The sequence below is a fragment of the Gilliamella sp. B3482 genome, from assembly GCF_026536805.1.
GTDB lineage: Bacteria > Pseudomonadota > Gammaproteobacteria > Enterobacterales > Orbaceae > Gilliamella > Gilliamella apicola_E.
The window spans coordinates 447,756-471,344 of the sequence record NZ_JAFNNL010000002.1; the positions used below are offsets into that span (position 1 = coordinate 447,756).

At 35.7% G+C, this 23,589-nt stretch carries 20 protein-coding genes, 1 pseudogene and 1 riboswitch; of the genes and pseudogenes, 8 read left to right on the forward strand and 13 right to left on the reverse strand.

Annotation, left to right across the window (positions count from 1 at the left end; translation table 11 throughout):
* The first annotated feature begins 15 nt into the window (after positions 1-15).
* Positions 16-2,184, forward strand: coding sequence for an extracellular solute-binding protein (locus tag J3U18_RS05185; protein ID WP_267353130.1), 2,169 nt, complete (start codon positions 16-18; stop codon positions 2,182-2,184).
* 31 nt (positions 2,185-2,215) lie between these two features.
* On the opposite strand, the gene J3U18_RS05190 is transcribed toward J3U18_RS05185, so the two are convergent.
* From J3U18_RS05190 to yeiP, 4 genes are all read right to left on the reverse strand, one after another.
* On the reverse strand, positions 2,216-3,442 hold the full coding sequence (locus J3U18_RS05190) for an MFS transporter (RefSeq protein WP_267353131.1): 1,227 nt from the start codon (positions 3,440-3,442) through the stop codon (positions 2,216-2,218).
* A gap of 13 nt (positions 3,443-3,455) precedes the next feature.
* Entirely contained in the window at positions 3,456-4,283 is an 828-nt protein-coding gene (locus J3U18_RS05195) for an MBL fold metallo-hydrolase (RefSeq protein WP_267353132.1), read from the reverse strand.
* Positions 4,284-4,512: 229 nt separating this feature from the next.
* Entirely contained in the window at positions 4,513-5,409 is an 897-nt protein-coding gene (gene ttcA, locus J3U18_RS05200) for a tRNA 2-thiocytidine(32) synthetase TtcA (RefSeq protein WP_267353133.1), read from the reverse strand.
* A gap of 14 nt (positions 5,410-5,423) precedes the next feature.
* The gene (gene yeiP, locus J3U18_RS05205) at positions 5,424-5,996 is read right to left on the reverse strand and encodes an elongation factor P-like protein YeiP (RefSeq protein WP_065562605.1); all 573 of its coding nucleotides are present in this window, start codon (positions 5,994-5,996) and stop codon (positions 5,424-5,426) included.
* 103 nt (positions 5,997-6,099) lie between these two features.
* On the opposite strand from yeiP, the gene J3U18_RS05210 reads away from it, so the two are divergent.
* Positions 6,100-6,366 (forward strand): YkgJ family cysteine cluster protein, encoded by a 267-nt coding sequence (locus J3U18_RS05210; RefSeq protein WP_267353134.1) that lies wholly within the window; start codon positions 6,100-6,102, stop codon positions 6,364-6,366.
* Between the two features lie 176 nt (positions 6,367-6,542).
* Positions 6,543-8,006: an amino acid permease gene (locus J3U18_RS05215; protein ID WP_267353155.1), complete on the forward strand. Its 1,464-nt coding sequence runs from the start codon at positions 6,543-6,545 to the stop codon at positions 8,004-8,006.
* 122 nt (positions 8,007-8,128) lie between these two features.
* On the opposite strand, the gene infA is transcribed toward J3U18_RS05215, so the two are convergent.
* From infA to leuS, 5 genes are all read right to left on the reverse strand, one after another.
* Entirely contained in the window at positions 8,129-8,347 is a 219-nt protein-coding gene (gene infA, locus J3U18_RS05220; RefSeq protein ID WP_034911311.1) for a translation initiation factor IF-1, read from the reverse strand.
* Between the two features lie 217 nt (positions 8,348-8,564).
* Complete coding sequence (gene nadD / locus J3U18_RS05225; protein ID WP_267353135.1) at positions 8,565-9,215, reverse strand: nicotinate-nucleotide adenylyltransferase; 651 nt, start codon at positions 9,213-9,215, stop codon at positions 8,565-8,567.
* Complete coding sequence (gene holA / locus J3U18_RS05230; protein ID WP_267353136.1) at positions 9,209-10,213, reverse strand: DNA polymerase III subunit delta; 1,005 nt, start codon at positions 10,211-10,213, stop codon at positions 9,209-9,211. Before holA ends, nadD begins: the two co-directional genes overlap by 7 nt.
* A 2-nt stretch (positions 10,214-10,215) precedes the next feature.
* On the reverse strand, positions 10,216-10,710 hold the full coding sequence (lptE, locus tag J3U18_RS05235) for an LPS assembly lipoprotein LptE (RefSeq protein WP_065562599.1): 495 nt from the start codon (positions 10,708-10,710) through the stop codon (positions 10,216-10,218).
* Between the two features lie 36 nt (positions 10,711-10,746).
* Positions 10,747-13,329: a leucine--tRNA ligase gene (gene leuS, locus J3U18_RS05240; RefSeq protein WP_267353137.1), complete on the reverse strand. Its 2,583-nt coding sequence runs from the start codon at positions 13,327-13,329 to the stop codon at positions 10,747-10,749.
* Between the two features lie 227 nt (positions 13,330-13,556).
* Here leuS and J3U18_RS05245 point away from each other — a divergent pair, with 227 nt between their 5' ends.
* On the forward strand, positions 13,557-14,177 hold the full coding sequence (locus tag J3U18_RS05245) for a hypothetical protein (protein ID WP_220225870.1): 621 nt from the start codon (positions 13,557-13,559) through the stop codon (positions 14,175-14,177).
* Between the two features lie 161 nt (positions 14,178-14,338).
* On the opposite strand, the pseudogene bamD reads toward J3U18_RS05245, so the two are convergent.
* Positions 14,339-15,061: pseudogene (bamD, locus tag J3U18_RS05250) on the reverse strand (outer membrane protein assembly factor BamD); the annotation flags it as partial.
* 92 nt (positions 15,062-15,153) lie between these two features.
* On the opposite strand from bamD, the gene rluD reads away from it, so the two are divergent.
* Together rluD and pgeF are read left to right on the forward strand one after the other, a co-directional pair.
* Complete coding sequence (gene rluD / locus J3U18_RS05255; protein WP_220225872.1) at positions 15,154-16,128, forward strand: 23S rRNA pseudouridine(1911/1915/1917) synthase RluD; 975 nt, start codon at positions 15,154-15,156, stop codon at positions 16,126-16,128.
* 6 nt (positions 16,129-16,134) lie between these two features.
* Positions 16,135-16,887 (forward strand): peptidoglycan editing factor PgeF, encoded by a 753-nt coding sequence (gene pgeF / locus J3U18_RS05260; protein ID WP_267337386.1) that lies wholly within the window; start codon positions 16,135-16,137, stop codon positions 16,885-16,887.
* 33 nt (positions 16,888-16,920) lie between these two features.
* On the opposite strand, the gene J3U18_RS05265 is transcribed toward pgeF, so the two are convergent.
* The gene (locus tag J3U18_RS05265) at positions 16,921-17,535 is read right to left on the reverse strand and encodes a 7-carboxy-7-deazaguanine synthase QueE (protein ID WP_267353138.1); all 615 of its coding nucleotides are present in this window, start codon (positions 17,533-17,535) and stop codon (positions 16,921-16,923) included.
* Positions 17,532-17,960, reverse strand: coding sequence for a 6-carboxytetrahydropterin synthase QueD (gene queD, locus J3U18_RS05270; protein ID WP_267338916.1), 429 nt, complete (start codon positions 17,958-17,960; stop codon positions 17,532-17,534). The genes J3U18_RS05265 and queD overlap by 4 nt, the downstream gene beginning before the upstream one ends.
* Positions 17,961-17,962: 2 nt before the next feature.
* Positions 17,963-18,008, reverse strand: a riboswitch (PreQ1 riboswitch).
* A 269-nt stretch (positions 18,009-18,277) separates the two neighbouring features.
* Here queD and clpB point away from each other — a divergent pair.
* Both clpB and J3U18_RS05280 read left to right on the forward strand, forming a co-directional pair.
* The gene (gene clpB / locus J3U18_RS05275; RefSeq protein WP_065562591.1) at positions 18,278-20,848 is read left to right on the forward strand and encodes an ATP-dependent chaperone ClpB; all 2,571 of its coding nucleotides are present in this window, start codon (positions 18,278-18,280) and stop codon (positions 20,846-20,848) included.
* A 467-nt stretch (positions 20,849-21,315) separates the two neighbouring features.
* Entirely contained in the window at positions 21,316-22,113 is a 798-nt protein-coding gene (locus J3U18_RS05280; protein ID WP_267353139.1) for a Cof-type HAD-IIB family hydrolase, read from the forward strand.
* Positions 22,114-22,228: 115 nt separating this feature from the next.
* Here J3U18_RS05280 and J3U18_RS05285 read toward each other — a convergent pair whose 3' ends face one another.
* Positions 22,229-23,581 carry an FAD-binding oxidoreductase gene (locus J3U18_RS05285; protein ID WP_267353140.1) on the reverse strand — a complete coding sequence of 451 codons (1,353 nt, stop codon included), beginning with the start codon at positions 23,579-23,581 and terminating at the stop codon, positions 22,229-22,231.
* Positions 23,582-23,589: the final 8 nt, after the last annotated feature.

Consider the following 23,589-nt stretch of genomic DNA (forward strand, 5'->3'; position numbering starts at 1 on the left):
GGAGTGTAATACCTAATGGCGACGATCAAAGACATAGCAAAACTTGCTGGTGTATCTCATGGTACTGTCTCAAATGTACTCAATGATCGTGGTAATGTCAGTTTAAAAAAAATCAAATTAGTTGAACAAGCGATTCAACAATTAGGTTATCAAATCAATTTATCTGCCAAAATTTTAAAAGAAGGTTCAAATAAGTCTATTTCGGTTATACTACCAAATATCACTTCCGAACAATATACTAATTTATATGATGGTCTGTTTAGTCAAGCCAACCGACTTGGTTATGAGCTTTCGCTTTATTTAACTTATGATTCTAAAGAACTGGAATTACAATTAATCCAAAAGGTAGCTGTAAAACGGGATCATGCAGTTATCGTTGTTAGTTCATTATCAGATGCTAACTCCTATTATCAAAAAATTAAATTACCAAAAGAAAGAATTATCTTTGTCTATCGAAAGCCTATCTCAGCATTGCAATTCATATCCCTTGATTATGAGAAAGCTGGACGGGATATTGCTAATGAATTAATCAAAAAAACGTATCGAAGGATTGGCTTATTTTGTAATTCAGAGCATCACACTCATACTAAAAACTTCAAAAAAGGTTTACTAAACACGTTCAAAAAGCATCATTATGATGTGACATTGAATAGTATTGCTTCTAAACCTTCTAATGGTACCTACAATTTAGCTTTTAGTTTTTTTGAAGATGAACAGGTTAATTATGATGCGCTAATTACCATGGATATTGAGCGAGCACATTTTATTCGTAATGCTAATTTTTTTGGAAGTTTAAAATCTTGCCCACCCATTTATACATTAACCAATAACAGTTTTTTTTATGAAGATAACATTTATCAATACCATATGAACTATGGCATATTAAGTGAACAAATTATCAAACTAGTAGAAGGCAAAAACACAACCAATCTTGATAATAAAGGTTTTTCATTATTGCCTGATTTGAATTCAGAAAATATAACTAAATCTTCAGAAACTATTAACTTTTTAATCTTACCCAGCCCATCAACGCAGGCGGTAAAAAAACTATTACCACATTTCAAAAAGACGAGCGGTATTGATGTAAATTTAATTATAAAACCTTTCGACGAAATATATCATATTCTTAATCAATTTGAACAACATCAGCAAATTGATATTATACGAATTGATATGGCTGGATTACCTTGGTTTGCACCATCGATATTCAAACCTTTATCAGAATTAGATATTAACTTGAATCAACTGTTTGCAAAATATCCACAAGAAATTGTAGAACGCTTTAGCTATGTAGATAATTCTGCTTATGCTATTCCTTTTGATCCTAGTGTTCAAATGCTCTTTTATCGCAAAGACTTATTTACTGATCCATTAATTAAGCGTGCTTATTTTGAAGCATATCGACAACATCTTAATGTCCCTAAAAACTTCAAAGAGTTCGATCAAATTGCGACCTTTTTTAATCAACAGCAAAATACGGAATCGCCAGTAGAGTTCGGTAGTTGTATTACGCTCGGTAATTATGAACTTATCGCATCTGAATTTTTAGTTCGCTATTATTCTCAAGGAGGAAAACTAATTAATGGCAATAAATTTGGTTTAAATACCACAATTGCTATAACTACTTTAAATCATTTGCAATCATACATTAGCGTTGCCAAAAATATACAATCAGCTTGGTGGCAAGAATCAGTAAATTTATTTGAACAAGGCAAGCTAGCTATGTTAATTGTTTATATGAATTTATTTGGCTATATTAATCATCGTAATATATTGCCTTTGGTTGGATACGCTAAAGTACCGGGAAAAAAATCACTATTTGGTGGAGGTTCCCTTGGTATGTCAAAATATAGTCAAAAAAATGAACAAGTAAAAACCTTTTTTAATTGGCTTTACTCCAACGAAATCAGCGAACAAATAGCATTACTTGGTGGAGCAACCGCACAAAACACTATTTTCCAAAATCATCGAATTATAAATAGTTATCCATGGTTACCAGTGGCGCAACAACAATATGCCAATGGCATTCGAGAAAATAGTATGACAGGTAGTGCTATCAATTTAAGACTGATTGAAAATATTATTGGAAAGTATTTATCACAGTGGATAACTAACCAATATAGTTCAAAACAAATCATAGAGATGATTAATAGTGAGATAGAAAAAAGTATGGCTAATAAATAATTATTAGCCATATTAAAGTAAGAGTAAGAAATTAATCTGATTCTACTTTTTTAGGTGCCATGATGACATCTTTATCTTTAAAGAAATACCAGAAACCTACAGCAACAATTGCAGCAACTACCGCAGGATAGATCCAGAACTCTTGCCATTGTGGACCAGCATTAGGTAATGTCTTCTCTGTAACAACGCGGTTATTGATAAAGCCACATACTGATGCAGCCATAAATACACCAAAGCCATTAGAAACAATAAAACGTAACCCTTGAGCTTGCGCTTTAATTTCTGGACCAGCTTTCTTATCAACATAGATATCACCAGCAGTAAAGAAGAAGTCCCAACAAATACCTTGTAACAATAGCGTACCAATAATATAGAAGAACATATTACCTTCTGATGTTGCGGCCAGTGATAACATCATGCTACGAATTACCCAACAAATTGCGCCGAATAAAATGATTTTTTTGAAACCAAAACGACCTAATAAGAAAGATAGAAGGAACATAAATAACACTTCTGTAGCGATAGCAATTTGCATCATAGAGGCAGGCTCTAAACCTAATACAGGTAAATACACCGGTAAATAAGCACTATATGCAGTTTTAGTTATCATTAAGATAAAAGTAGACAGCATAAAAATAGTGAAATACTTATCTTTGAAAAGTGATAATGCATCTAAACACATTGCATCACGGATTGAGAATTTCTTATTTCGACTTGTAGGTGGTGTGTTAGGTAAAGTAAAACAATAAATCCCATAAACCACAGATGCACCAGAAGCAAGTAAAAATGAGTTGATTGAGCTAGAAAAACCAGTATAACCAAGAATTAATCCTACAATCATAAAACCAATGGTGCCAAATACACGAATAATTGGGAACCAGCGTACACCATCTATATGCCTAAAACTAACGCTATTAGCTAATGCTGTTGTTGGATAAAATAATAAACCAACGATAAAAATCATGATTAAAAAGCCAGCAATATTGCCACTTTCAACAAAATTAGGAATGATAAATAAAACAACTGCATTGAGAATATGTAATATGCCCATCACTTTTTGTGATGCAATGAACCTATCAGCGATCATTCCAATGAAAAGTGGAGAGATAATCGTTGCGATTCCTAAAACTGAATAAGTCGAACCAACAATTTCTTTCAATCCATAAGCAGCAAGTACTGCCCCAATAACCATATTCCATGCACCTTGCACAAAATATTGTAAAAACATCATTACCAATAAACGTGGTATTTTAAACATATAAAGCTCCGTATTAAATCGTCTTCGTCAAGCCATCATAGGCTACTTCAATATTGTAAGGTTTGAATATTTCAACTAATTCATCATGCATAAAACCACTGCTATGAGAGTGGTGAGACGTGATAAGTTGAGTGTTTGAACTAAAAATACCATCATCCAACATGCGTTTTTGAGTAGCGATAACAGTTTCAATACTCATATGATTATTGGTCTTATCATTTTGTTTATATCCATAAGTACACTCAAAAATAGCCATATCAATTTTTTTGCCACTATCTTTTAGCCATTGCCAAGTGAGTTCAGGAAAATAGCCAGAGTCATGTCCGTGTAGAAACGTTTTCCCATCTTTCTCAATCAAGTAAATGAAGCAAAATTCCCATTTAGCATGATTAGCTAACAAAGCTGTAACGGTATAACCAGCTGAGGTTACAACAGTTTGAAATGGAACTAATAAATTAAATACAAAACGTTCAGAACTATAACCAGGTACTACATTCAAACAACCATTTATGGCAATATCATTTCCATAAACGTAAAGAGGGTGGTCGATATTAAAACCATAATCCACCATACGGCTAAATAGATCGCCCACATTAAAATGGTCAGGATGAGTATGCGTAAATAATAAGTCCTTTATTTTAGTCACATCAATGTTTTCTCTCATTGCTTGATAGCTAAATTCCGGAGCAAAATCGATTTGCACAATATCATCAATAAGAATCGAACTTCGAGTTCTTATATTTTTACCTTTCTGAATACGAGATTTTTCACAAATCTGACATTTACAAAAAGGATTTGGGATACCTTCTGATGCAGCAGTACCCAAAAAATGTATTTTCACATTGTTCTCCTATGTTTATTTATTTTTCATACATCGTTATTTTATGAAAATTGGAACGTTTCAATTTTATTTTAATGTCATTAGAACCACAATAAAAATGGATTTTTTTTTGTCAATTCGTGAGCTAGATCAAAGTTTATATACAATCGATTATTGTTTTAATATCAGAAAGGATTATCGACGATATAGATTATCGCCGATAAAAAAAGAAATTAAATTGAAGGGTTTTTTAGTTGGCCTCTTTCCAAAGAATCAGATTTTTATCATCTAGTTCCGATGTATCAAATCCGACCATAGCTGGTAACTCTTCATGATCAAATGCTAAATCACCACCATTAACATCAATATCACCTTTCTTAATACCTTTGAAATCATATAAATTGGTATCACATAAATGAGAAAGGGTAATATTCTGCGTGGCTCTGAACATAGTTTCTATACGACCAGGAAACTTCTTATCCCAATCATTTAACATCTCTTTGATCACTTGACGTTGTAAATTAGGTTGTGAACCACAAAGATTACATGGAATGATAGGGAATTGCTTAATTTCAGCATATTTTGCAATATCCTTTTCTTTGCAGTACGCAAGTGGTCGAATAATAATATGTTCACCTGAATCATTCATTAATTTTGGAGGCATCGCTTTAAGTTTTCCGCCATAAAACATATTTAAAAATAATGTTTCTAAAATATCATCACGATGATGGCCAAGCGCAATTTTTGTCGCACCGAGCTCAGTTGCTGTGCGATATAAAATACCTCGTCGAAGCCTAGAACAGAGTGAACACGTGGTCTTGCCTTCAGGGATCTTTTCTTTAACAATACCATAAGTATTTTCTTGAACAATTTTATACTCAATACCTAAAGATTCGAGGTAATCAGGTAAAACATGTTCAGGAAATCCTGGCTGCTTTTGATCTAAATTGACTGCAACTAATTCAAATTGCACTGGTGCACTGATTTTTAAATTAATTAAAATATCTAGCAATGTATAACTATCTTTACCGCCAGATAGACAGACCATTATACGATCGCCTTCTTCAATCATATTAAAATCAGCGATTGCCTCGCCAGTGAGACGACGCAATCGTTTATGTAATTTATTTTGATTGTATGTATTCATCACGATTTAATAGATTATTCCGCTCGGCTCATATATCGGCGTTCAGCAATATGAATTTTAACTTTTTCGTGGTTATCAATATATTCAGGTACTTGAATAACAAGGCCAGTAGACAATGTTGCAGGTTTAGTACGTGCGCTTGCCGAAGCACCTTTTATACTTGGCGAGGTTTCAATAATTTCAAGTTCAACTGTTTGTGGTAATTCTAGAGCGACAACTTCATTTTCAGCCATCAAAACTTGAATTCCATCCATACCGCCTTCTGGGATGAAAAGAAGTTCTTCTTCAATTTGATCTTTCTTAAAAATAAACGGGGTATAGTCTTCATTATCCATGAATACATATTCATCCCCATCAATATAAGAAAAGCTTACAGGACGTCGAAATAGTTCGATAGTGTCTAAAACATCATCACCCTTAAAACGTTCTTCAACTTTACCTCCAGATTTAACATCGGTAAAACGCATTTTATAAAGTGTACTTGCGCCACGAGCACTAGGGCTTTGTACATCAATTTCTTTTACAAGTAACAACTTACCGTTATAGGTGACAGCATCACCACGTTTAATTTCATTAGCTTTAGCCATAATAGATTCTTCATATTAAATAAAGTTAAAAATTAGTTCGCTATTTTACCCTTAACTTGCTATTGTCACCAATAAAATTTATAAAACAATCTCATCTAATCTCATGACAGAATCATTCCAATGTCGAAGAAACTGTGGGGCATGTTGTATTGCACCGTTGATCTCATCTGCTATGCCTGGTATGCCTAAGGGAAAACCGGCAGGTGTTGCATGTATTCATTTGGATGAAAATTTATTATGCAAATTATTTGGCAAATCAACCAGACCTCAAGTTTGTAGTCACCTAAGACCATGTTATGAAATGTGTGGAACAAATCGTAATCAGGCACTAGATTATTTAACTCAATTAGAACAGCTTTCTAGCAACTAACTATTGCTAATATTTAACATATCGGCTGTATTATTAGAATTATTTATCTCGCACATAAATTTTTTTGATACACTTCAGGCACTTTATTAGCTAATGTTAAATATTTAAATAAATTAGCTTAAATCAGTTACTAAGCTACATCATGTTAAGTGTAGTTAAAATAATTAGTAAATTTAATTAACAAGAAGAAAATTGATATGACGAAAAAATTAAAGCGTGATTTGAAAGCTCGCCATTTAGCAATGATCGCTATTGGTGGCTCAATTGGTACAGGGTTGTTTGTTGCTTCTGGAGCAGCAGTTGCAAAAGCAGGTCCAGGCGGCGCATTACTTTCTTATGCTATTATCGGGATAATGGTTTATTTTTTAATGACTAGTCTTGGAGAGCTTGCTGCTTATCTTCCCGTTTCGGGAACCTTTGCAACTTATGGAGCGCGTTATATTGATGAAGCCTTTGGTTTTGCCATTGGTTGGAACTATTGGTATAACTGGGCAATTACTGTTGCTGTTGACTTAGTTGCAGCACAATTGGTTATTTCCTATTGGTTTGATGCAGGTGCCTATAGTTGGTTATGGAGTTTATTGTTCCTAAGTATTATCTTCTGCTTGAACTATATTTCTGTAAAAGGATTTGGTGAAGCAGAATTTTGGTTTTCATTAATCAAAGTGGTCACAGTTATTTTATTTATTGTTGTTGGCTTATTGATGATAATTGGCATTTTAAAAGGTGTTGAAAATGCTGGTTGGCAAAATTGGAAAATAAAGGAAGCACCATTTGCTGGTGGGTTTTCATCGATGATTGGTATCGCAATGGTTGTTGGATTCTCATTCCAAGGTACCGAATTAATTGGCATTGCGGCAGGAGAATCTAAAGATCCTGAAAAAAATATTCCAAAAGCAATGAAGCAAGTTTTTTGGCGAATACTACTATTCTATATTTTTGCCATCTTTGTAATTAGTTTAATTATTCCATACACTGATAAAAGCTTACTTCGTAATGATGAAACAGATATTAGTGTTAGCCCATTTACCTTAGTTTTTCAACATGCAGGACTATTATCCGCAGCAGCTATCATGAATGCGGTAATTTTAACATCAGTTCTTTCTGCCGGTAATTCTGGTTTATATGCTTCAACACGTATGCTATATGCGTTAGCCAAAGAAGGTAAAGCACCCAAGATTTTCAGTCGATTATCTTCAACAGGTGTGCCTGATATGGCGTTATTTGCGACAACATTAGTGGCTATGCTTTGTTTTTTAACTTCGTTATATAAAGATCAAGTTGTGTATTTTTGGCTACTTAATATGTCTGGTATGACAGGACTGATAGCATGGCTTGGTATTGCAATTAGCCATTATCGTTTTAGAAAAGGCTACATTTTACAAGGACGAGATCTCAATAAACTACCTTATCGTTCAAGCTGCTTTCCATTTGGTCCTATTTTTGCTTTTGTACTTTGTTTGGCTATTACACTAGGTCAAAATTATAAAGCATTTCTACAAGATACCATTGATTGGAATGGTGTTATTGCAACTTACATCGGTATTCCACTATTTTTTTCAATCTACTTTGGTTATAAAATTGTTAAAAAGACAAAATGGATAAAATACGATCAGATGGATTTTTCTCAAATAGACTAATCAAGTCACATATAGATTAGAAAAGTGCTTCCGTCGACATGTGTCGACGGGATTGTATTAAAAAAGAGAAAATAACCAATAAACTGGTTAATAATACAAAAACAACAAGTGCGATAACGGTATTAGCGGCTACGGAATATGATACGTGCTTTTGAAAGATCGTATGGTGTCATTTCAACTGTTACTTTATCGCCAGTAAGAATACGAATATAATTTTTTCTCATCTTTCCAGAAATATGTGCAGTAACAATATGACCGTTTTCAAGTTCAACACGGAACATCGTATTCGGAAGAGTATCAAGGATAGTACCTTGCATTTCAATGTTATCTTCTTTTGCCATTGGGGCCTCTTAATATTAAATACAAATTAAATATACTCAAATCAATTTTTCGATTTTCTTTAAAACTAATTAGAAAAGCGAATTTATCTACTAAATCACCAATTTTTGGCGTATGCAAATTCATTGATATGAGCATAGACACAGAACAGCTATAATCAGATTATCTAAATATAGCGGCAAAATAATGCCGAAAAAACTCACAGATGTAAAGTCATTTCTAACTTTTCTTTGAATTATAAATTCCATGTTCATGTATGTAGTGCCAAACTTTGCTCGGTAACAACTTTTCACAGCATTGTTGATTATCGATATTTAACCTTATTTCTGTCGCTGAAATCGATTCAAGTGGTGTATTAGCAAAATAGATATAACCGTTTGGATAATGATGTAACGCTTGGCTATCTTTTGTTTGATGTTGATTAATCCATGATTGCAAATCATCGGTGGTTTGGGGATAACCAGGCCTTTGACAAATAAGCAAATGACAATAATCGAGCAACTTTTGCCACTCTTTCCAAGTGGGTAAATTAAGCAAAGAGTCTTGCCCTATAATAAAAGCCAAGCCTGATTGGGGACCATTTTGATCACGCCATGCCCTAAGTGTATCAACAGTAAAAGAGGGTTGATTGATTAGCTGTGGTTCTAATTCTCGTGTATCGATGGAAAAAAGCGAATAATCAGATATTGCTAATTTTAACATCGCTAAACGTTGTTCTGCTGTGGCTTCTGGCTGTGGTTTATGAGCAGGGATTCGATTTGGCAATAAACTAATATTATTCAATCCAACCTCTTTGGCTAAGGCTAAAGCAGGGCGCAAATGCCCATAATGGATTGGATCAAATGTACCACCAAAGAGTGCTGTTAACAATTATCTAATCCCATAAACTGCATAGTTAAATTCAACAGAGCATCCCAAATAGGTAAATCATTATTATGTTTTAAGCTAATCTCGATTTCAGTTAAAGTGGCCAATACAGCAAATAGATGCTTGATATCGAATCGATTTAAATAAGCACTATACATCGCTCTTTTATTTTGCCAGATTCGATACTCATCAAAAACTTGTCGAGGAGATTTTTCTGCTAAAGCCAATTTTATATTGATCAACAAAATCAACTCACGTTGAATAATACGCAATAATATCAATGGCTCAAAATCATTCATTTTAAGCTGGTGTAACACATGCATAGCCCGCTTAGATTTATTGTAAACCATCGCATCGACCCAATGAAAAGGCGAGAATATTGCTGAATCATTAATATTTGATTCTACTTGATCATAAGTAATCGTCTGATTTGGGTAAAGTAACTTTAATTGCTCAATAATTTGTGTTAAAGCCAACAAATTACCTTCATAATAATAACTAAGCAATTCAATACCAGGTTTCTCAATTGTCATCTGCATTTGTTGCAGATAGGTTTTTATCCATGATGGTAATTGTGCTACTTCTGGCGTTGAACAATTCACAACCACTAAATTATCAGACAAAGCCTTATACCATGCTGAATTTTCTTGAGTCTTGGTAATCTTAACTAAACTGATTATCAACCCGATATCAGGGGTTAACATTTCACATAACGTATTTAATTTTGTAGCAACTGAAACATTAAGCACACCTTCACCAATGTCTAAACATAGCAAGGTTTTACTAGAAAACAAATTCATCGCCTGACAACTATCATACATTGCCGGCCAATCAGTTTGAGCGTTTATCGTGAAAGAAAGTTGCTCGTCATATTCAGCTTGTTTAAAAGCTTTACGTAACTCAGTTTGCGCATAATGTTGCAAGTAAGGATCACTACCTAAAATTAAATAATAGGGTGATCCTAACTGATGGATGATTTTTTCTGCACTAATTTTTTTCATCGTTAATTAGGTGTATCAACCGATTTTAATTTACGGATGATCTGTTTTGCAGCCTGCTTATACATTTCGTCTTCAATTAGATTTTGCTCGACTGTTTTCGCAAGAGCTGCGGCAGGATTATCAAAGAACGTACGGAAAACACGAACATTAATTGGATGAATTTGTTCACCCGCAATTACTACTTGAGCTTGAATCGTTAGTACTAATTGATATTCTGCTGCTTTACCATCTTGATAAATGGATATGGTGCTTTTACTCAATGAATCACCCACTATTCTGAGTGATGGGTAATTGGCCGGATCATTAATATTAGCCAAAGTTACTTTATTATCGCGTAGCAACTCTTTAATATTTCTCGATAAACGACCATAAGGATCACCACTAACATATGAAAGCGTTTTAAATCGAGCAGGGACTTCAGTTTCATACTGCAAATGAAATCCACATCCCGTTAGCGATATCGCCAATAACATCAGTAAAGCTAAATATTTTTTCATTGGTATTACCACCTATATCCAAGTTATCCAACAATATTAACTTACAACCAGATTCAATAATTTACCTGGTACATAAATCACTTTGCGAATTGTGGCATCAGCTAAGTATTTTTCAATATTTGGCTCTTGTTTAGCTTGCTCTACAACATAATCTTGCTGAGCATCAGCAGGTACAGTAAATTTACCACGCACTTTACCATTGATTTGCACAACAATTAATTTTTCGTCTTCAACCATAGCTGACTCATCAGCAACTGGCCATGAAGCATTATCAATTGTTTCACTATGACCTAATGCTTGCCACATAACGAAACAAGCGTGTGGCATCATAGGATAAAGTAATCGAACTACTGCATTTAAAGACTCATCCATCAATGCGCGATCTTGATCAGTGCCTTGTGGTGCTTTTTGTAAGCGATTCATAAACTCCATCACCGCAGCAATAGCTGTATTGAAAGTTTGACGACGACCAATATCATCACTCACTTTAGCAATTGTTTTATGTAATTCACGACGTAAAGCTTTCTGATCAGCATTCAATTTAGCGATATCGAGCGCAGCAGTTTTACCAAGTTGAGAATGCTCAAAAACTAAACGCCAAACACGTTTAATAAATCGATTAGCGCCCTCAACACCGGATTCTTGCCATTCAAGCGTCATATCAGCTGGGGATGCGAACATCATAAATAAACGAACAGTATCAGCTCCGTATTTCTCTACCATCTCTTGTGGATCAATACCGTTGTTTTTCGATTTTGACATCTTAGTCATACCAGCATGAACAAGTTCATTGCCTTTACTATCTATTGCTTTAGCAATACGGCCTTTATCATCACGTTCAATGGTCACCTCGGTTGGTGAAACCCAAATACGCTCGTTAGTTGGGCTGGTATAATAAAAAGCATCAGCTAAAACCATACCTTGGCAAAGTAAACGTTTAGCAGGCTCATCTGATTTAACCAAACCGAAATCACGCATCAATTTATGGAAGAATCGGAAATAAAGTAAATGCATAATCGCATGTTCGATACCACCAACATACTGATCAACAGGTAACCAATAATTAGCTGCGTTTTCATCTAAAATACCTTTGTCATAATGCGGGCAAGTATAGCGAGCATAATACCAAGATGACTCCATAAAGGTATCAAAAGTATCTGTTTCTCGAAAGGCTGGTTGACCATTAACAGTTGTTTTTGCCCACTCGGGATCGGCTTTAATAGGACTGGTTATCCCATTCATTTCAACATTTTCAGGTAAAATGACGGGAAGTTGATCTTCAGGTGTTGGGATCGTTGTGCCATCTTCAAGCGTTACCATTGGAATCGGCGCTCCCCAATAACGTTGGCGAGAAACACCCCAATCGCGTAAACGGTAATTCACCTTACGGTTACCAATGCCTAACGCAATAAGTTTATCAGCGATAGCATTGAAAGCTTGATCAAAATCAAGACCATCAAACTCACCTGAATTAAATAATTTACCGTGCTCAGTATAAGCTTGTTCAGAAAGGTCAGGAGCTTGCCCATCTTGATTCAAGATAACTGCTTTAATTGGTAAATTATATTTTGATGCAAATTCATAATCGCGTTCATCGTGACCCGGTACAGCCATCACAGCACCAGTACCATATTCAATTAATACAAAATTAGCGATCCAAACTGGAACCTTATTACCGGTTAATGGATGGATGGCAAAAAATCCAGTCGCCATACCTTTCTTTTCCATTGTAGCCATATCAGCTTCAGCGGTTTTCGTGGTTTTACATTCAGCAATAAACTCAGCAATTTTAGGATTGTTTTGCGCAGCTAATTGAGCAAGAGGATGCTCAGCCGCCACAGATACAAAACTCACACCCATTAACGTATCAGGGCGAGTAGTATAAACGCGTAACTTATCGCTATAATTTTCAACAGCAAAGTCAAATTCCACCCCTTCAGAACGACCAATCCAGTTACGTTGCATGGTCTTAACTTGTTCTGGCCAACTCTCAAGCCTATCTAAATCATTCAATAACTCATCAGCATAATCAGTGATTTTAATAAACCATTGTGGAATCTCTTTACGCTCAACCGGAGTATTACAACGCCAACAACAACCTTCAACTACTTGCTCATTAGCTAGAACAGTTTGATCGTTAGGGCACCAGTTAACAGCTGAAGTCTTTTTATAAACTAAACCTTTCTCAAATAATTTAGTAAAAAACCATTGCTCCCATTTGTAATACTCAGGACGACAAGTCGTAACTTCGCGGTCCCAATCATAACCAAAACCCAGTAATTGCAACTGCTTTTTCATATAAGCAATATTTTCATAAGTCCATTTAGCTGGTGCTGTATTATTTTTAACGGCTGCGCCTTCTGCTGGCAATCCAAATGCATCCCAACCGATTGGCTGTAAAACATTCTTGCCGTTTAAGCGTTGATAACGTGAGATCGTATCACCGATTGTATAATTACGGACATGACCAAGATGCAAACGACCTGAAGGATAAGGAAGCATCGACAAACAGTAATACTTCTCTTTAGATGGATCTTCAGTAACGTGGAAAGTTTTCTCTTCTTGCCAATGTTTTTGTACTTTGGCTTCAATTTCATCTGGGCGATATTGTTCTTGCATGACGAATTAATGTCCTATCTATTATTGCTAATAAAAAATAATTTGCTAATTGTATTGGTTATTGGCACGTTTTACAAACGATATATGAAACAAGGAGGATGATTTGATACCAATATTTATATGAATTAAAATCAATAAACTTAACAAAATAAAAAGAAATAAATCTTTGCTTCTCAATATATTAAAAAAACTTAAGATATATTTATAAAAAATATAAGGAATAGCTTATGGAAAATCGTACATTTGAATTTCGTTGTTTCACTCGTCGCTCATTTATAAGTTTAATGATACTCATTTGTTGCTTTGGTGTTTTAGTCCTTGGTTGTCTCATGTATTTATTTTTCTCTGATGCGATCATGCCGATGATTCCCAACCAATACTTTGAGGTTATTTTTATTGTTGGACTCCTTGTTCCGGAATTATTTTCTGTCTTTCTATTTGCTATATGTATTGCTCGCTTGTTCCGTAAAAAAATGACGATCAATGTCAATTCATATTCGATTAGTATTGATGACCATAAAAAATTGAATCAAACGTTTCAATGGTCAGCATTACAAACAGTAATAATGCTTAAAAGTACCGTAGTGCTATATCACACGATTATTTTGGAGTTTGATAATAAGCTTATTAATATGATGGTGGCAAAAAGTATATATTTATCCAAAAAAGATATTGATCAATTTCTTCAATTTATACAATATGTCGATGAACAAATTATAAAACCAGATTTTACATTATCCTCATCGGATACAACGTTATCAACTAAACTTACCCAAGAACTAACAAAAGCATTAACAAATACAAATTATGATCATGGAGAATACCGTTATTTATATGTTAGAAAGTAACTCATGGGCATATATTGTTTATAAATTACTGATAAAAAAATGGCTATTTAAATATTTAAATAGCCATTATTTTTTAGATCTGAACTAAATTAACCACCATTAAATACACTTAAGAAGCGAGAAAAGTAAGATTTCTTCTCTTCAACAGGCATATTTTCAAGATTAGCTTGTATCAGTTTATCGACTTTTTGGCTTTCGTCAGTCAAACCTAATTCATTATAAGCATTACTCAATAACGATAATGCTGTTTTTGTTGAATCAGTATCTGGAAATAACGCTAACATTTGAATGACTCGATTTACCACGGCAACATAAGCGCCACGGTTAGTATAATATTGAGCCACTTTTAACTCATAGCGAGCGATACGGTTCTTTAAATATACTAAACGTTTTTTTGCATCAGCGGCATAACTACTAGTTGGAAAACTAGAAACCAAATAAGTAAAATCTTTAAATGCTGCCATCGCAAATTCAGGATCACGATCTGAACGATCAACATTAAACCAACCCTGAATAGTATTATCATTTTGCGCCATATTGTTAATACCGCGCATATAAATCACCCAATCGATATTCGGATGGGTTGGATTTAATTTTAAAAAGCGGTCAATTGACGCAATGGCCATAGGATAATCCGCATTTTTATAATAAGCATAAATCAAATCGAGTTGGACTTGTTGTGAATAAGGTCCAAAAGGATAATTTTTATCAATCGTTTCTAAAACAGTAATACTCGATTTTAAATTTCCACCTTCAAGCTCAGTTTTGGCTTTATTGTGTAACTCAATTTCTGATACATTTTCAACATCAGGCTTTGTACTCGTACAACCAATTAGTGCGCTACTTAAAGCGATGGCTAACAAAGTATTTAAACGAAGTTTCATTCAGTTTTAATCCAAAATATAATTAAACATTAAAGGCAATGATTAGTATATAATACTCTAAATTATAACAGCTTAAAATAGATAAATTACACATGCACAAGTTAAAACTTTCATCAGAAATAGAACCAACACAACTTGGAATGCGTCTGGATCAAGCTTTATCGGAGCTTTTCCCTGATTACTCAAGATCTAGAATTAAAGAATGGATCGTCAATAATCACGTGTTAGTTAATAATAATATTGTAAATAAACCCAAAGAAAAAGTTCTCGGTGGAGAAAAAATTACTATAGACGTTGAAATCGAAGAAGAAACATATCACCAACCTGAAAATATCGAACTCAATATTGTTTATGAAGATGATGATATCTTGGTTATCAACAAACCTCGAGATCTTGTTGTTCACCCCGGCGCAGGTAACCCAAATGGTACAGTGCTAAACGCATTACTTTATCACTATCCTGATATTTCAAGAGTACCAAGAGCGGGTATTGTTCATCGCTTAGATAAAGACACAACTGGGCTAATGGTCGTTGCTAAAACCATCGAGGCACAAACCCACCTAGTTGAATCCCTACAACGTCGTGAAATTACACGTGAATATGAAGCAGTAGCGATGGGAATCATTACAGCAGGTGGCACAATCGATCAACCGATCACTCGCCATCCTACTAAACGAACGCATATGGCCGTATTCCCGACAGGAAAGCCAGCGGTAACCCATTATCGAGTCATGGAAAAATATCGACTTCATACTCGACTACGGCTAAGGCTAGAAACTGGCCGAACTCACCAAATTCGCGTGCATATGGCTCATATCGCTCACCCCCTCGTGGGTGACCCACTATATGGTGGACGACCAAGACCACCAAAAGGCGCGAGTGAATCCTTTATCCAAACGCTACGCGATTTTGATCGTCAAGCTTTACATGCAACAATGCTACGTTTATATCATCCAATTACAGGTGAACTTATGGAATGGCATGCGCCAATACCGGATGATATGTTAACACTAATTCATGCGTTACAAGAAGATACAGAACTTCATAAAGATGAACTTGATTGGTAAATAAAAATGATTAAATCAATATATCCTTATTGGCCTGCACCGAGTAATGTTCGCGCTTTCACCTCCACTCGTATTGGAGGGGTAAGCCTTCCCCCTTTTGACAGCTTAAATTTAGGCAGTCGAACAGGGGATGACTTAAATAACATCGTAGAAAATAGAAATCGCTTAATACAAGCTGAAAAAGTACCGAGTGAACCTTATTGGTTAAATCAAACACACAGTACAACTGTCCTAGATATCACAAAAGTAAAACCAGCAATCAATGCGACACGATTTGAAGCTGATGGCTCCTACACTAAGCAAGCTAATCAAGTCAGTGTAGTTTTAACTGCTGATTGTATGCCGGTACTATTTTGCTCAGTTAAAGGCGATCAAGTTGCTGCTGCTCATGCGGGTTGGCGAGGACTATGCCATGGTATTTTAGAAGAAACCGCAAAAAAATTTCAATGCAACACCAATGAAATTCTCGTCTGGCTAGGACCAGCAATCAGTGCACAAAAATTTGAAGTAGGTATTGAAGTTAAAGAACAATTTGAAGAGTATGACAAAAATGCTCACCATGCATTCAAATTTATCGAAGGCAAAAAATATCTGGCCGACCTTTACATGATAGCTAAACAGCGATTAAACGCGATCGGAATTACTCAAATTTATGGTGGTAATTATTGCACGTATACTGAGCGCGATCTGTTTTACTCCTATCGAAGAGAAAACAAAACGGGAAGAATGGCGACAATGATATGGTTTGAAGAAAAGTGATAAACCACTAGTTTAATGGCAGTTAATAAAAAACTACTCAATATCAGCAAACTTATGAGTCTGTAAACTTAACAGCCATTTATTATCGATACGATTATGGTTAATCTGACCTAACAACTCAATGGTATCAAACATATTCATCTCACCATTTATCTCGCAAGGAGACAAATAGTAACGCTTAGCTTCAATATGCTGTTCAATGAAGTGACAAAAATCGATAAAGCCCGCTTGTTTTTCAGCGACGATTCGAACTTCATTGGCAGTTGATTGCAGAATGTTTTGGTAACGACTTTGATAACAAAATTTAGGACTCAGAGCAACATAGTCAATTAATGGATCAACCTTACCCAGCCCATTACTCTCAATAGCAATATAATAACCAGCCTGCTTCAAATGAGACAACAATATTGGTAAATCTCTAACCATAGTAGGCTCACCACCAGTGATAATAATATTAGAACTCTTATATTGCCCGAGCATCGCCAGTAATTGCTCTAACGAAAAGCGCTTAAAATGACGAAAATTAGTATCGCACCAACTACAATTCAAATTACAACCAGCAAACCGAATAAAAATAGCAGGCATACCCGTATTATAACCTTCGCCCTGTAAAGATTCGAAGATTTCAACAATGCGATACTCAATCATTTTTCGCTCCGATGATACTCACAATAAGAAGAGGGGGTCTCCCAAAGCTTAATCATCGACACCGGCAAAAACTGAGACAAACGTTCGAAAATAAATTTACTCATTCCTTCCGCCGTAGTACGGCAAGGAAAAGCAAAAACTTTACGCTCCATTTGTTCTAAAAGCATAGCTATTTGGCGTTCATTAGCATTATCTTGATGATAAAGATAAGCATGATCCAATTGATCAACAATCTGCTGTTTTACAATCAACTTAAGATCTGCATAATCCATTACCATATCAGCGCTGGATCCACTGGAAATAAGATCATCGCTGATCTCGACTAACAAACGGTAGGTATGACCATGAAGGTTATGACATTTTCCATTATGCCCATCAAGCATATGACAAGCATCGAATTGAAACTCTTTAGCAATTTTAAACATATAATTTCCTAGTTTTTTTACGTGGGATGGATCACGAACCACGGTTGGCTAACTTAAAAGCGAGGCTAATATAAAGGATAAAAACCCATGTGTCACCCAAATTTTCTCAACCTTATTGATTAATCGATGATTTTTCAAGCTACTTTATTTTTCGCAAAGAAACGAGTAATATATATACAGCTTTGTTTCAAAAAATCGTCAAAAATATTGTTAATCAGCTCTTGAAATTTATTCTTCCACACTTATTTAGTGAATATGCAAATGGATTGAATGTTTTAAACATTTAAACCAAATCTATTGCTTAGGAGATAAATAATATGAGGTTAGATAAACTCACAAACAAGTTTCAACAAGCTTTAGCTGATGCTCAATCAATGGCATTAGGTAAAGACAATCAATACATAGAGCCTATACATGTGCTATCAGCCATGTTAAACCAAGAAGGAAGCAGTATAAATCCATTACTCGCTGCTTCAGGCGCGAATGTTGCGACATTACAACAAGAACTAAATCAAGCAATCGAACGCTTACCACAAGTTCAAGGTATTGGTGGTGAAGTTATACCATCACAAGAATTTATTAAAATCTTAAATTTATGCGATAAATTATCCCAAAAAAATGGCGATAGCTACATCTCGTCTGAACTATTTATATTAGCGGCATTAGATGAAAAAGGAAGCCTAGCGGATATCTTAAAAAAAGCAGGCGTTACTAAAGAAAAATTTAGCCAAGCTGTTAACCAAGTGAGAGGAAGTGATAACGTGAACGATCCTAATGCTGAAGATCAACGTGGTGCATTAAAAAAATACACCATTGACCTAACTGAACGCGCAGAACAAGGAAAACTTGACCCAGTAATCGGTCGTGATGAAGAAATTCGTCGCACAATACAAGTATTACAACGTAGAACTAAAAACAACCCAGTACTCATTGGTGAACCAGGTGTCGGTAAAACCGCTATTGTTGAAGGACTTGCACAACGAATTGTTAACCGAGAAGTACCAGAAGGATTACGTAACAAACGCGTATTATCATTAGATATGGGCGCATTAATTGCTGGTGCTAAATATCGTGGTGAATTTGAAGAACGCTTAAAAGCGGTATTAAAAGATATTGCCAAAGCGGAAGGCAGCATAATTTTATTTATTGATGAAATTCACACCATGGTTGGTGCAGGTAAAAGTGACGGGGCGATGGACGCTGGAAACATGTTAAAACCAGCATTAGCTCGAGGTGAACTACACTGCGTAGGGGCAACTACACTTGATGAATATCGTCAATACATAGAAAAAGATCCAGCATTAGAACGTCGATTCCAAAAAGTCTATGTAGCAGAACCAACAGTTGAAGACACGATCGCAATCTTACGTGGCTTAAAAGAGCGCTATGAACTGCATCACCACGTACAAATTACTGATCCAGCCATTGTTGCTGCTGCAACTTTATCGCATCGTTACATCTCTGATCGAATGTTACCCGATAAAGCGATCGACTTAATCGACGAAGCAGCATCAAGCATCCGTATGCAAATGGATTCAAAACCAGAATCATTGGATCGACTTGAAAGACGTATTATCCAACTCAAACTTGAACAACAAGCGCTCAAGAAAGAGTCTGATGATGCAAGTAAAAAACGACTAGAGATGTTAAACGATGAACTTGCTGAAAAAGAAAAGGATTATGCATCACTTGAAGAAGAGTGGAAGTCAGAGAAGGCTGCACTTTCGGGCACTCAAAATATCAAGGCGGAGCTGGAAAAAGCGCGTACCGAGATAGAACAAGCTCGCCGAATGGGTGACTTGAACAAAATGTCCGAATTACAATATGGCAAAATTCCAGAGTTAGAAAAGAAACTGGCTTCTGCAACGCAATTAGAAGGCAAAACCATGAAGTTATTGCGTAACAAAGTCACCGATAACGAAATTGCCGAAGTACTATCTAAAGCAACGGGTATTCCTGTATCAAGAATGCTTGAAAGCGAAAAAGATAAACTACTTCACATGGAAGAAGCCTTACACAAACGTGTAATCGGTCAAGACGAAGCGGTTGTTGCCGTTGCTAATGCGATTCGCCGTAGTCGAGCAGGGCTATCTGACCCTAACAAACCGATTGGATCCTTCCTATTTTTAGGACCAACAGGGGTAGGTAAAACTGAACTTTGTAAAGCCTTAGCTAACTTCATGTTTGACAGTGAAGATGCAATGGTTCGAATTGACATGTCCGAATTCATGGAAAAACATTCCGTGGCTCGATTAATCGGTGCGCCTCCTGGATATGTTGGTTATGAAGAAGGTGGCTATTTAACTGAAGCAGTAAGACGTCGACCATACTCCGTCATCCTACTTGATGAAGTTGAAAAAGCGCACCCAGATGTATTTAATATTTTATTACAAGTGCTTGATGATGGCCGATTAACTGATGGACAAGGCAGAACTGTGGATTTTAGAAACACAGTCATTATCATGACATCTAACTTAGGTTCAGACCTAATTCAAGGTCACGTCGAACTAAGTTATGACGAAATGAAAGCTTTAGTTATGACAGTGGTAACCCAACATTTCAGACCGGAATTTATTAACCGAATTGATGAAACAGTGGTATTCCACCCACTAGGTCAAGAAAACATTAAAGCAATTGCAAAAATACAACTCGCTCATGTTGAAAAACGCCTAGAAGAACGTGGATATGAAATGGATATCTCTGATAGTGCACTAGAACAACTTGCCAAAGTTGGCTTCGACCCAATTTATGGTGCAAGACCATTGAAACGTGCAATACAGCAAGAGATTGAAAACCCACTAGCTCAACAAATTTTATCGGGTAAATTAGTGCCTGGTAAAAAGATTCATCTAGACGTAGATGATGGAAATATTGTTGCAAAACAATAAGGTTACTTACTTATTGCGTCGAATAGGCAACAATATAAATAAGCCAAAAAGCCTGAAAAGAAATTTTCAGGCTTTTTTATCACAAAAATTGCCACCATGCGCATCTCAATTAAATAAAAAAAAGTTGAGGAGCGGGGTTTTTGAGGTACTAATTGCAGAAATAATTAGAAAATAAAAATCCTGAAAGCTTCTTGTCAGACTTTTTTGTAGAAAATCTTAAAACTTAAAATTGACAGTTCAACTAATTAGAAAAAATTCTTGTCTTAAATTTATAACCTAAATTTAACACCTAAATAACCGCCTTATTGACTATAAAAATTGGTAATATTTTGGGTTTAATCCTTTCAATTAATAAAAAAGGTGGAATTAAATGTTCATCTCTATTTCGGCTTTATCATATTGTTTCTCTATAGAGAATTTGGCAAAATGAATAAAAAGCCAGTTAATTCATTCTAAAGGACACAAATATGATCAAGTTAATCATCACTGATTTAGATGGAACATTCTTAAATAGCCAAGGCGACTATGACCGTACATTATTTACCCAAGTCTATGACCTTATGGCAAAACAAAACGTCCAATTTGTTGCATGTACTGGAAAACAGTGTGAACGAGTAGAAGAACTCTTTGCCGATTATCTCGATAAAATTTGGATAGTAGGCGATAGTGCCACCACAATCAAACATAAAGGTGAATTTATCTATCGCTCTTTCATTGAAAATCAACTTGGTCAACGTATCATCAAAACCCTTGAACAAGCGAGTCAAGAGCATGTCATCATTGCATGTACTGCAAAAGGTGCAGTAATCAAATCTAATTTGCCTACACACCTAAAACAAAAAGTCCGAGGATCGTATGCAACAATCATCGAAGTGGATGATTTTAAAACTGTCGCTGACGACTTTATCAAAATTACCGTGTATGACGAAAAAGAACAATGCCCACAAACACGCAAGCACCTAACACCGTATGATAATGACGTTTACATCGTCGTATCAGAAGCCGCTTGGATAGATATCACTGAACACAACGTCCACAAAGGCAACACCATAAAAAAACTACAACAAATCTTAAATATCACCTACCAGGAAACAATGGCATTTGGTGATGGGCTCAACGACATAGAACTGCTCGAACAAGCCAATTACAGCTTCGCAATGCGTAATGCTTTCGATGAAACTAAAGCAGTAGCTAAATTTATTACTGGTTCAAATAATGAAAGTGCTGTAATGACAACAATACAACTTATGTTAGCGCTTCAATAAAAAAATTGAGGAGCGGGGTTTTTAAGACTTCAAAAACCCCGCTCCTCAACTTTATTTATTCTCAATTTGCCACTGATTTATCTCATCTAAAAGCAATCATAAAAAACTGCTCGGATTAAATCATCGTCATATAAACCTGATTATTGAGTAAATTCTTCGGATCAAACTGTTGCTTGATAGCGTGCATAAGTTGGCGATTGGCTTTGGGAATAGCATCATTATAATAGCTCACTTTCGCTGTACCAATGCCATGTTCTGCCGAAGGTAATCCACCAAGTTCAAGGCATTTTTGATAAAGAGCTTGATGAACTTGCTGTAGATCGGTATCCCACTGTTTATCATCACGATCATCACGCAAAATGCATAGATGAATATTTCCATCACCAGCGTGACCAAAGGCTAACATGCGTACCTTGGTTTTTGCTTCAAGCTGTTTGGTGAAGTGAATAAAATCAGCAATACGATTTATTGGAACCACAATATCAATCGGATCTTGTTCGGTCACTGCCTCAACCGCTCGCACAAATGAACCGCGAATCGTCCAAATTTGACTAGCCTGATTGCTATCTTCAGCAACAAAATAGTCACAATCACCTAAATTCACTAATAATTGCTTTCGTTGCTGTTCGATGGATTGTTGATCTGATCCATCAAGCATAATAATCAAATAAGCTTGGCTATGAGGTAGTGGGAATTGAAATCCTGAATACTTTTCGCCCCATTGTGCAACTTTACGTTCCACAAACTCTAGCGCGGTTGGCGTTAGGGTATGTAAAATGGTTGTGATACTGGCAATAGCCTGCTCAATAGTATTAAAACCAACAACAAATGTTTGAGATACTTTCGGCTTGGCGATCAGTTTTAACGTACATTGGGTAATGATGCCTAAAGTACCTTCACTGCCAATAAACAGATGCTTTAAAGCAAGACCAGTATTGTCCTTAACATTTTTACTGCCAATATTTAACACACTCCCATCTGCCATCACCACCTCAAGTGCTTGCACATAGTCACGAGTTACACCGTATTTTACCGCACGCATCCCTCCTGCATTAGTACTGATATTTCCGCCAATAGTGGAGGTTTTAGCACCCGGATCAGGTGGATAAAAAAGATCATACTGCTCAACAAACTGTTGTAAATCCTGCAATAAAATGCCGGGCTGAACCGTAATAGTGAAAGTTTCCTTGTCTAACTCAACAATCTCATTCATCAATGATAAATCAAGAATAATGCCACCATTAGGAATGGTTGAACCCACTAAATTCGTCCCAGCACCGCGAGTGGTAATATTCAGATTATTGGCATTGGCAAATTTAACCACATCCGCTACTTCTTCGGTCGTTTTAGGATAAACTAATATATCAGCCTGCCCATATTTAAGCTTTAAACCATCGGTCAAGTAGGATTGTGGGATGGCATCTGCCAAAACAATGCGTTTTGAATCTTTAATGATAAAGTTGTTCATACTAAATT

What these genes read in the sequence shown, in the direction of transcription:
- J3U18_RS05185 (WP_267353130.1), top strand. Translation starts at nt 16, where the DNA reads ATGGCGACGATCAAAGACATAGCAAAACTTGCTGGTGTATCTCATGGT.
- J3U18_RS05190 (WP_267353131.1), bottom strand. Translation starts at nt 3,442, where the DNA reads ATGTTTAAAATACCACGTTTATTGGTAATGATGTTTTTACAATATTTT.
- ttcA (WP_267353133.1), bottom strand. Translation starts at nt 5,409, where the DNA reads ATGAATACATACAATCAAAATAAATTACATAAACGATTGCGTCGTCTC.
- yeiP (WP_065562605.1), bottom strand. Translation starts at nt 5,996, where the DNA reads ATGGCTAAAGCTAATGAAATTAAACGTGGTGATGCTGTCACCTATAAC.
- J3U18_RS05210 (WP_267353134.1), top strand. Translation starts at nt 6,100, where the DNA reads ATGACAGAATCATTCCAATGTCGAAGAAACTGTGGGGCATGTTGTATT.
- infA (WP_034911311.1), bottom strand. Translation starts at nt 8,347, where the DNA reads ATGGCAAAAGAAGATAACATTGAAATGCAAGGTACTATCCTTGATACT.
- holA (WP_267353136.1), bottom strand. Translation starts at nt 10,213, where the DNA reads ATGAAAAAAATTAGTGCAGAAAAAATCATCCATCAGTTAGGATCACCC.
- lptE (WP_065562599.1), bottom strand. Translation starts at nt 10,710, where the DNA reads ATGAAAAAATATTTAGCTTTACTGATGTTATTGGCGATATCGCTAACG.
- leuS (WP_267353137.1), bottom strand. Translation starts at nt 13,329, where the DNA reads ATGCAAGAACAATATCGCCCAGATGAAATTGAAGCCAAAGTACAAAAA.
- J3U18_RS05245 (WP_220225870.1), top strand. Translation starts at nt 13,557, where the DNA reads ATGGAAAATCGTACATTTGAATTTCGTTGTTTCACTCGTCGCTCATTT.
- rluD (WP_220225872.1), top strand. Translation starts at nt 15,154, where the DNA reads ATGCACAAGTTAAAACTTTCATCAGAAATAGAACCAACACAACTTGGA.
- pgeF (WP_267337386.1), top strand. Translation starts at nt 16,135, where the DNA reads ATGATTAAATCAATATATCCTTATTGGCCTGCACCGAGTAATGTTCGC.
- J3U18_RS05265 (WP_267353138.1), bottom strand. Translation starts at nt 17,535, where the DNA reads ATGATTGAGTATCGCATTGTTGAAATCTTCGAATCTTTACAGGGCGAA.
- queD (WP_267338916.1), bottom strand. Translation starts at nt 17,960, where the DNA reads ATGTTTAAAATTGCTAAAGAGTTTCAATTCGATGCTTGTCATATGCTT.
- clpB (WP_065562591.1), top strand. Translation starts at nt 18,278, where the DNA reads ATGAGGTTAGATAAACTCACAAACAAGTTTCAACAAGCTTTAGCTGAT.
- J3U18_RS05280 (WP_267353139.1), top strand. Translation starts at nt 21,316, where the DNA reads ATGATCAAGTTAATCATCACTGATTTAGATGGAACATTCTTAAATAGC.
- J3U18_RS05285 (WP_267353140.1), bottom strand. Translation starts at nt 23,581, where the DNA reads ATGAACAACTTTATCATTAAAGATTCAAAACGCATTGTTTTGGCAGAT.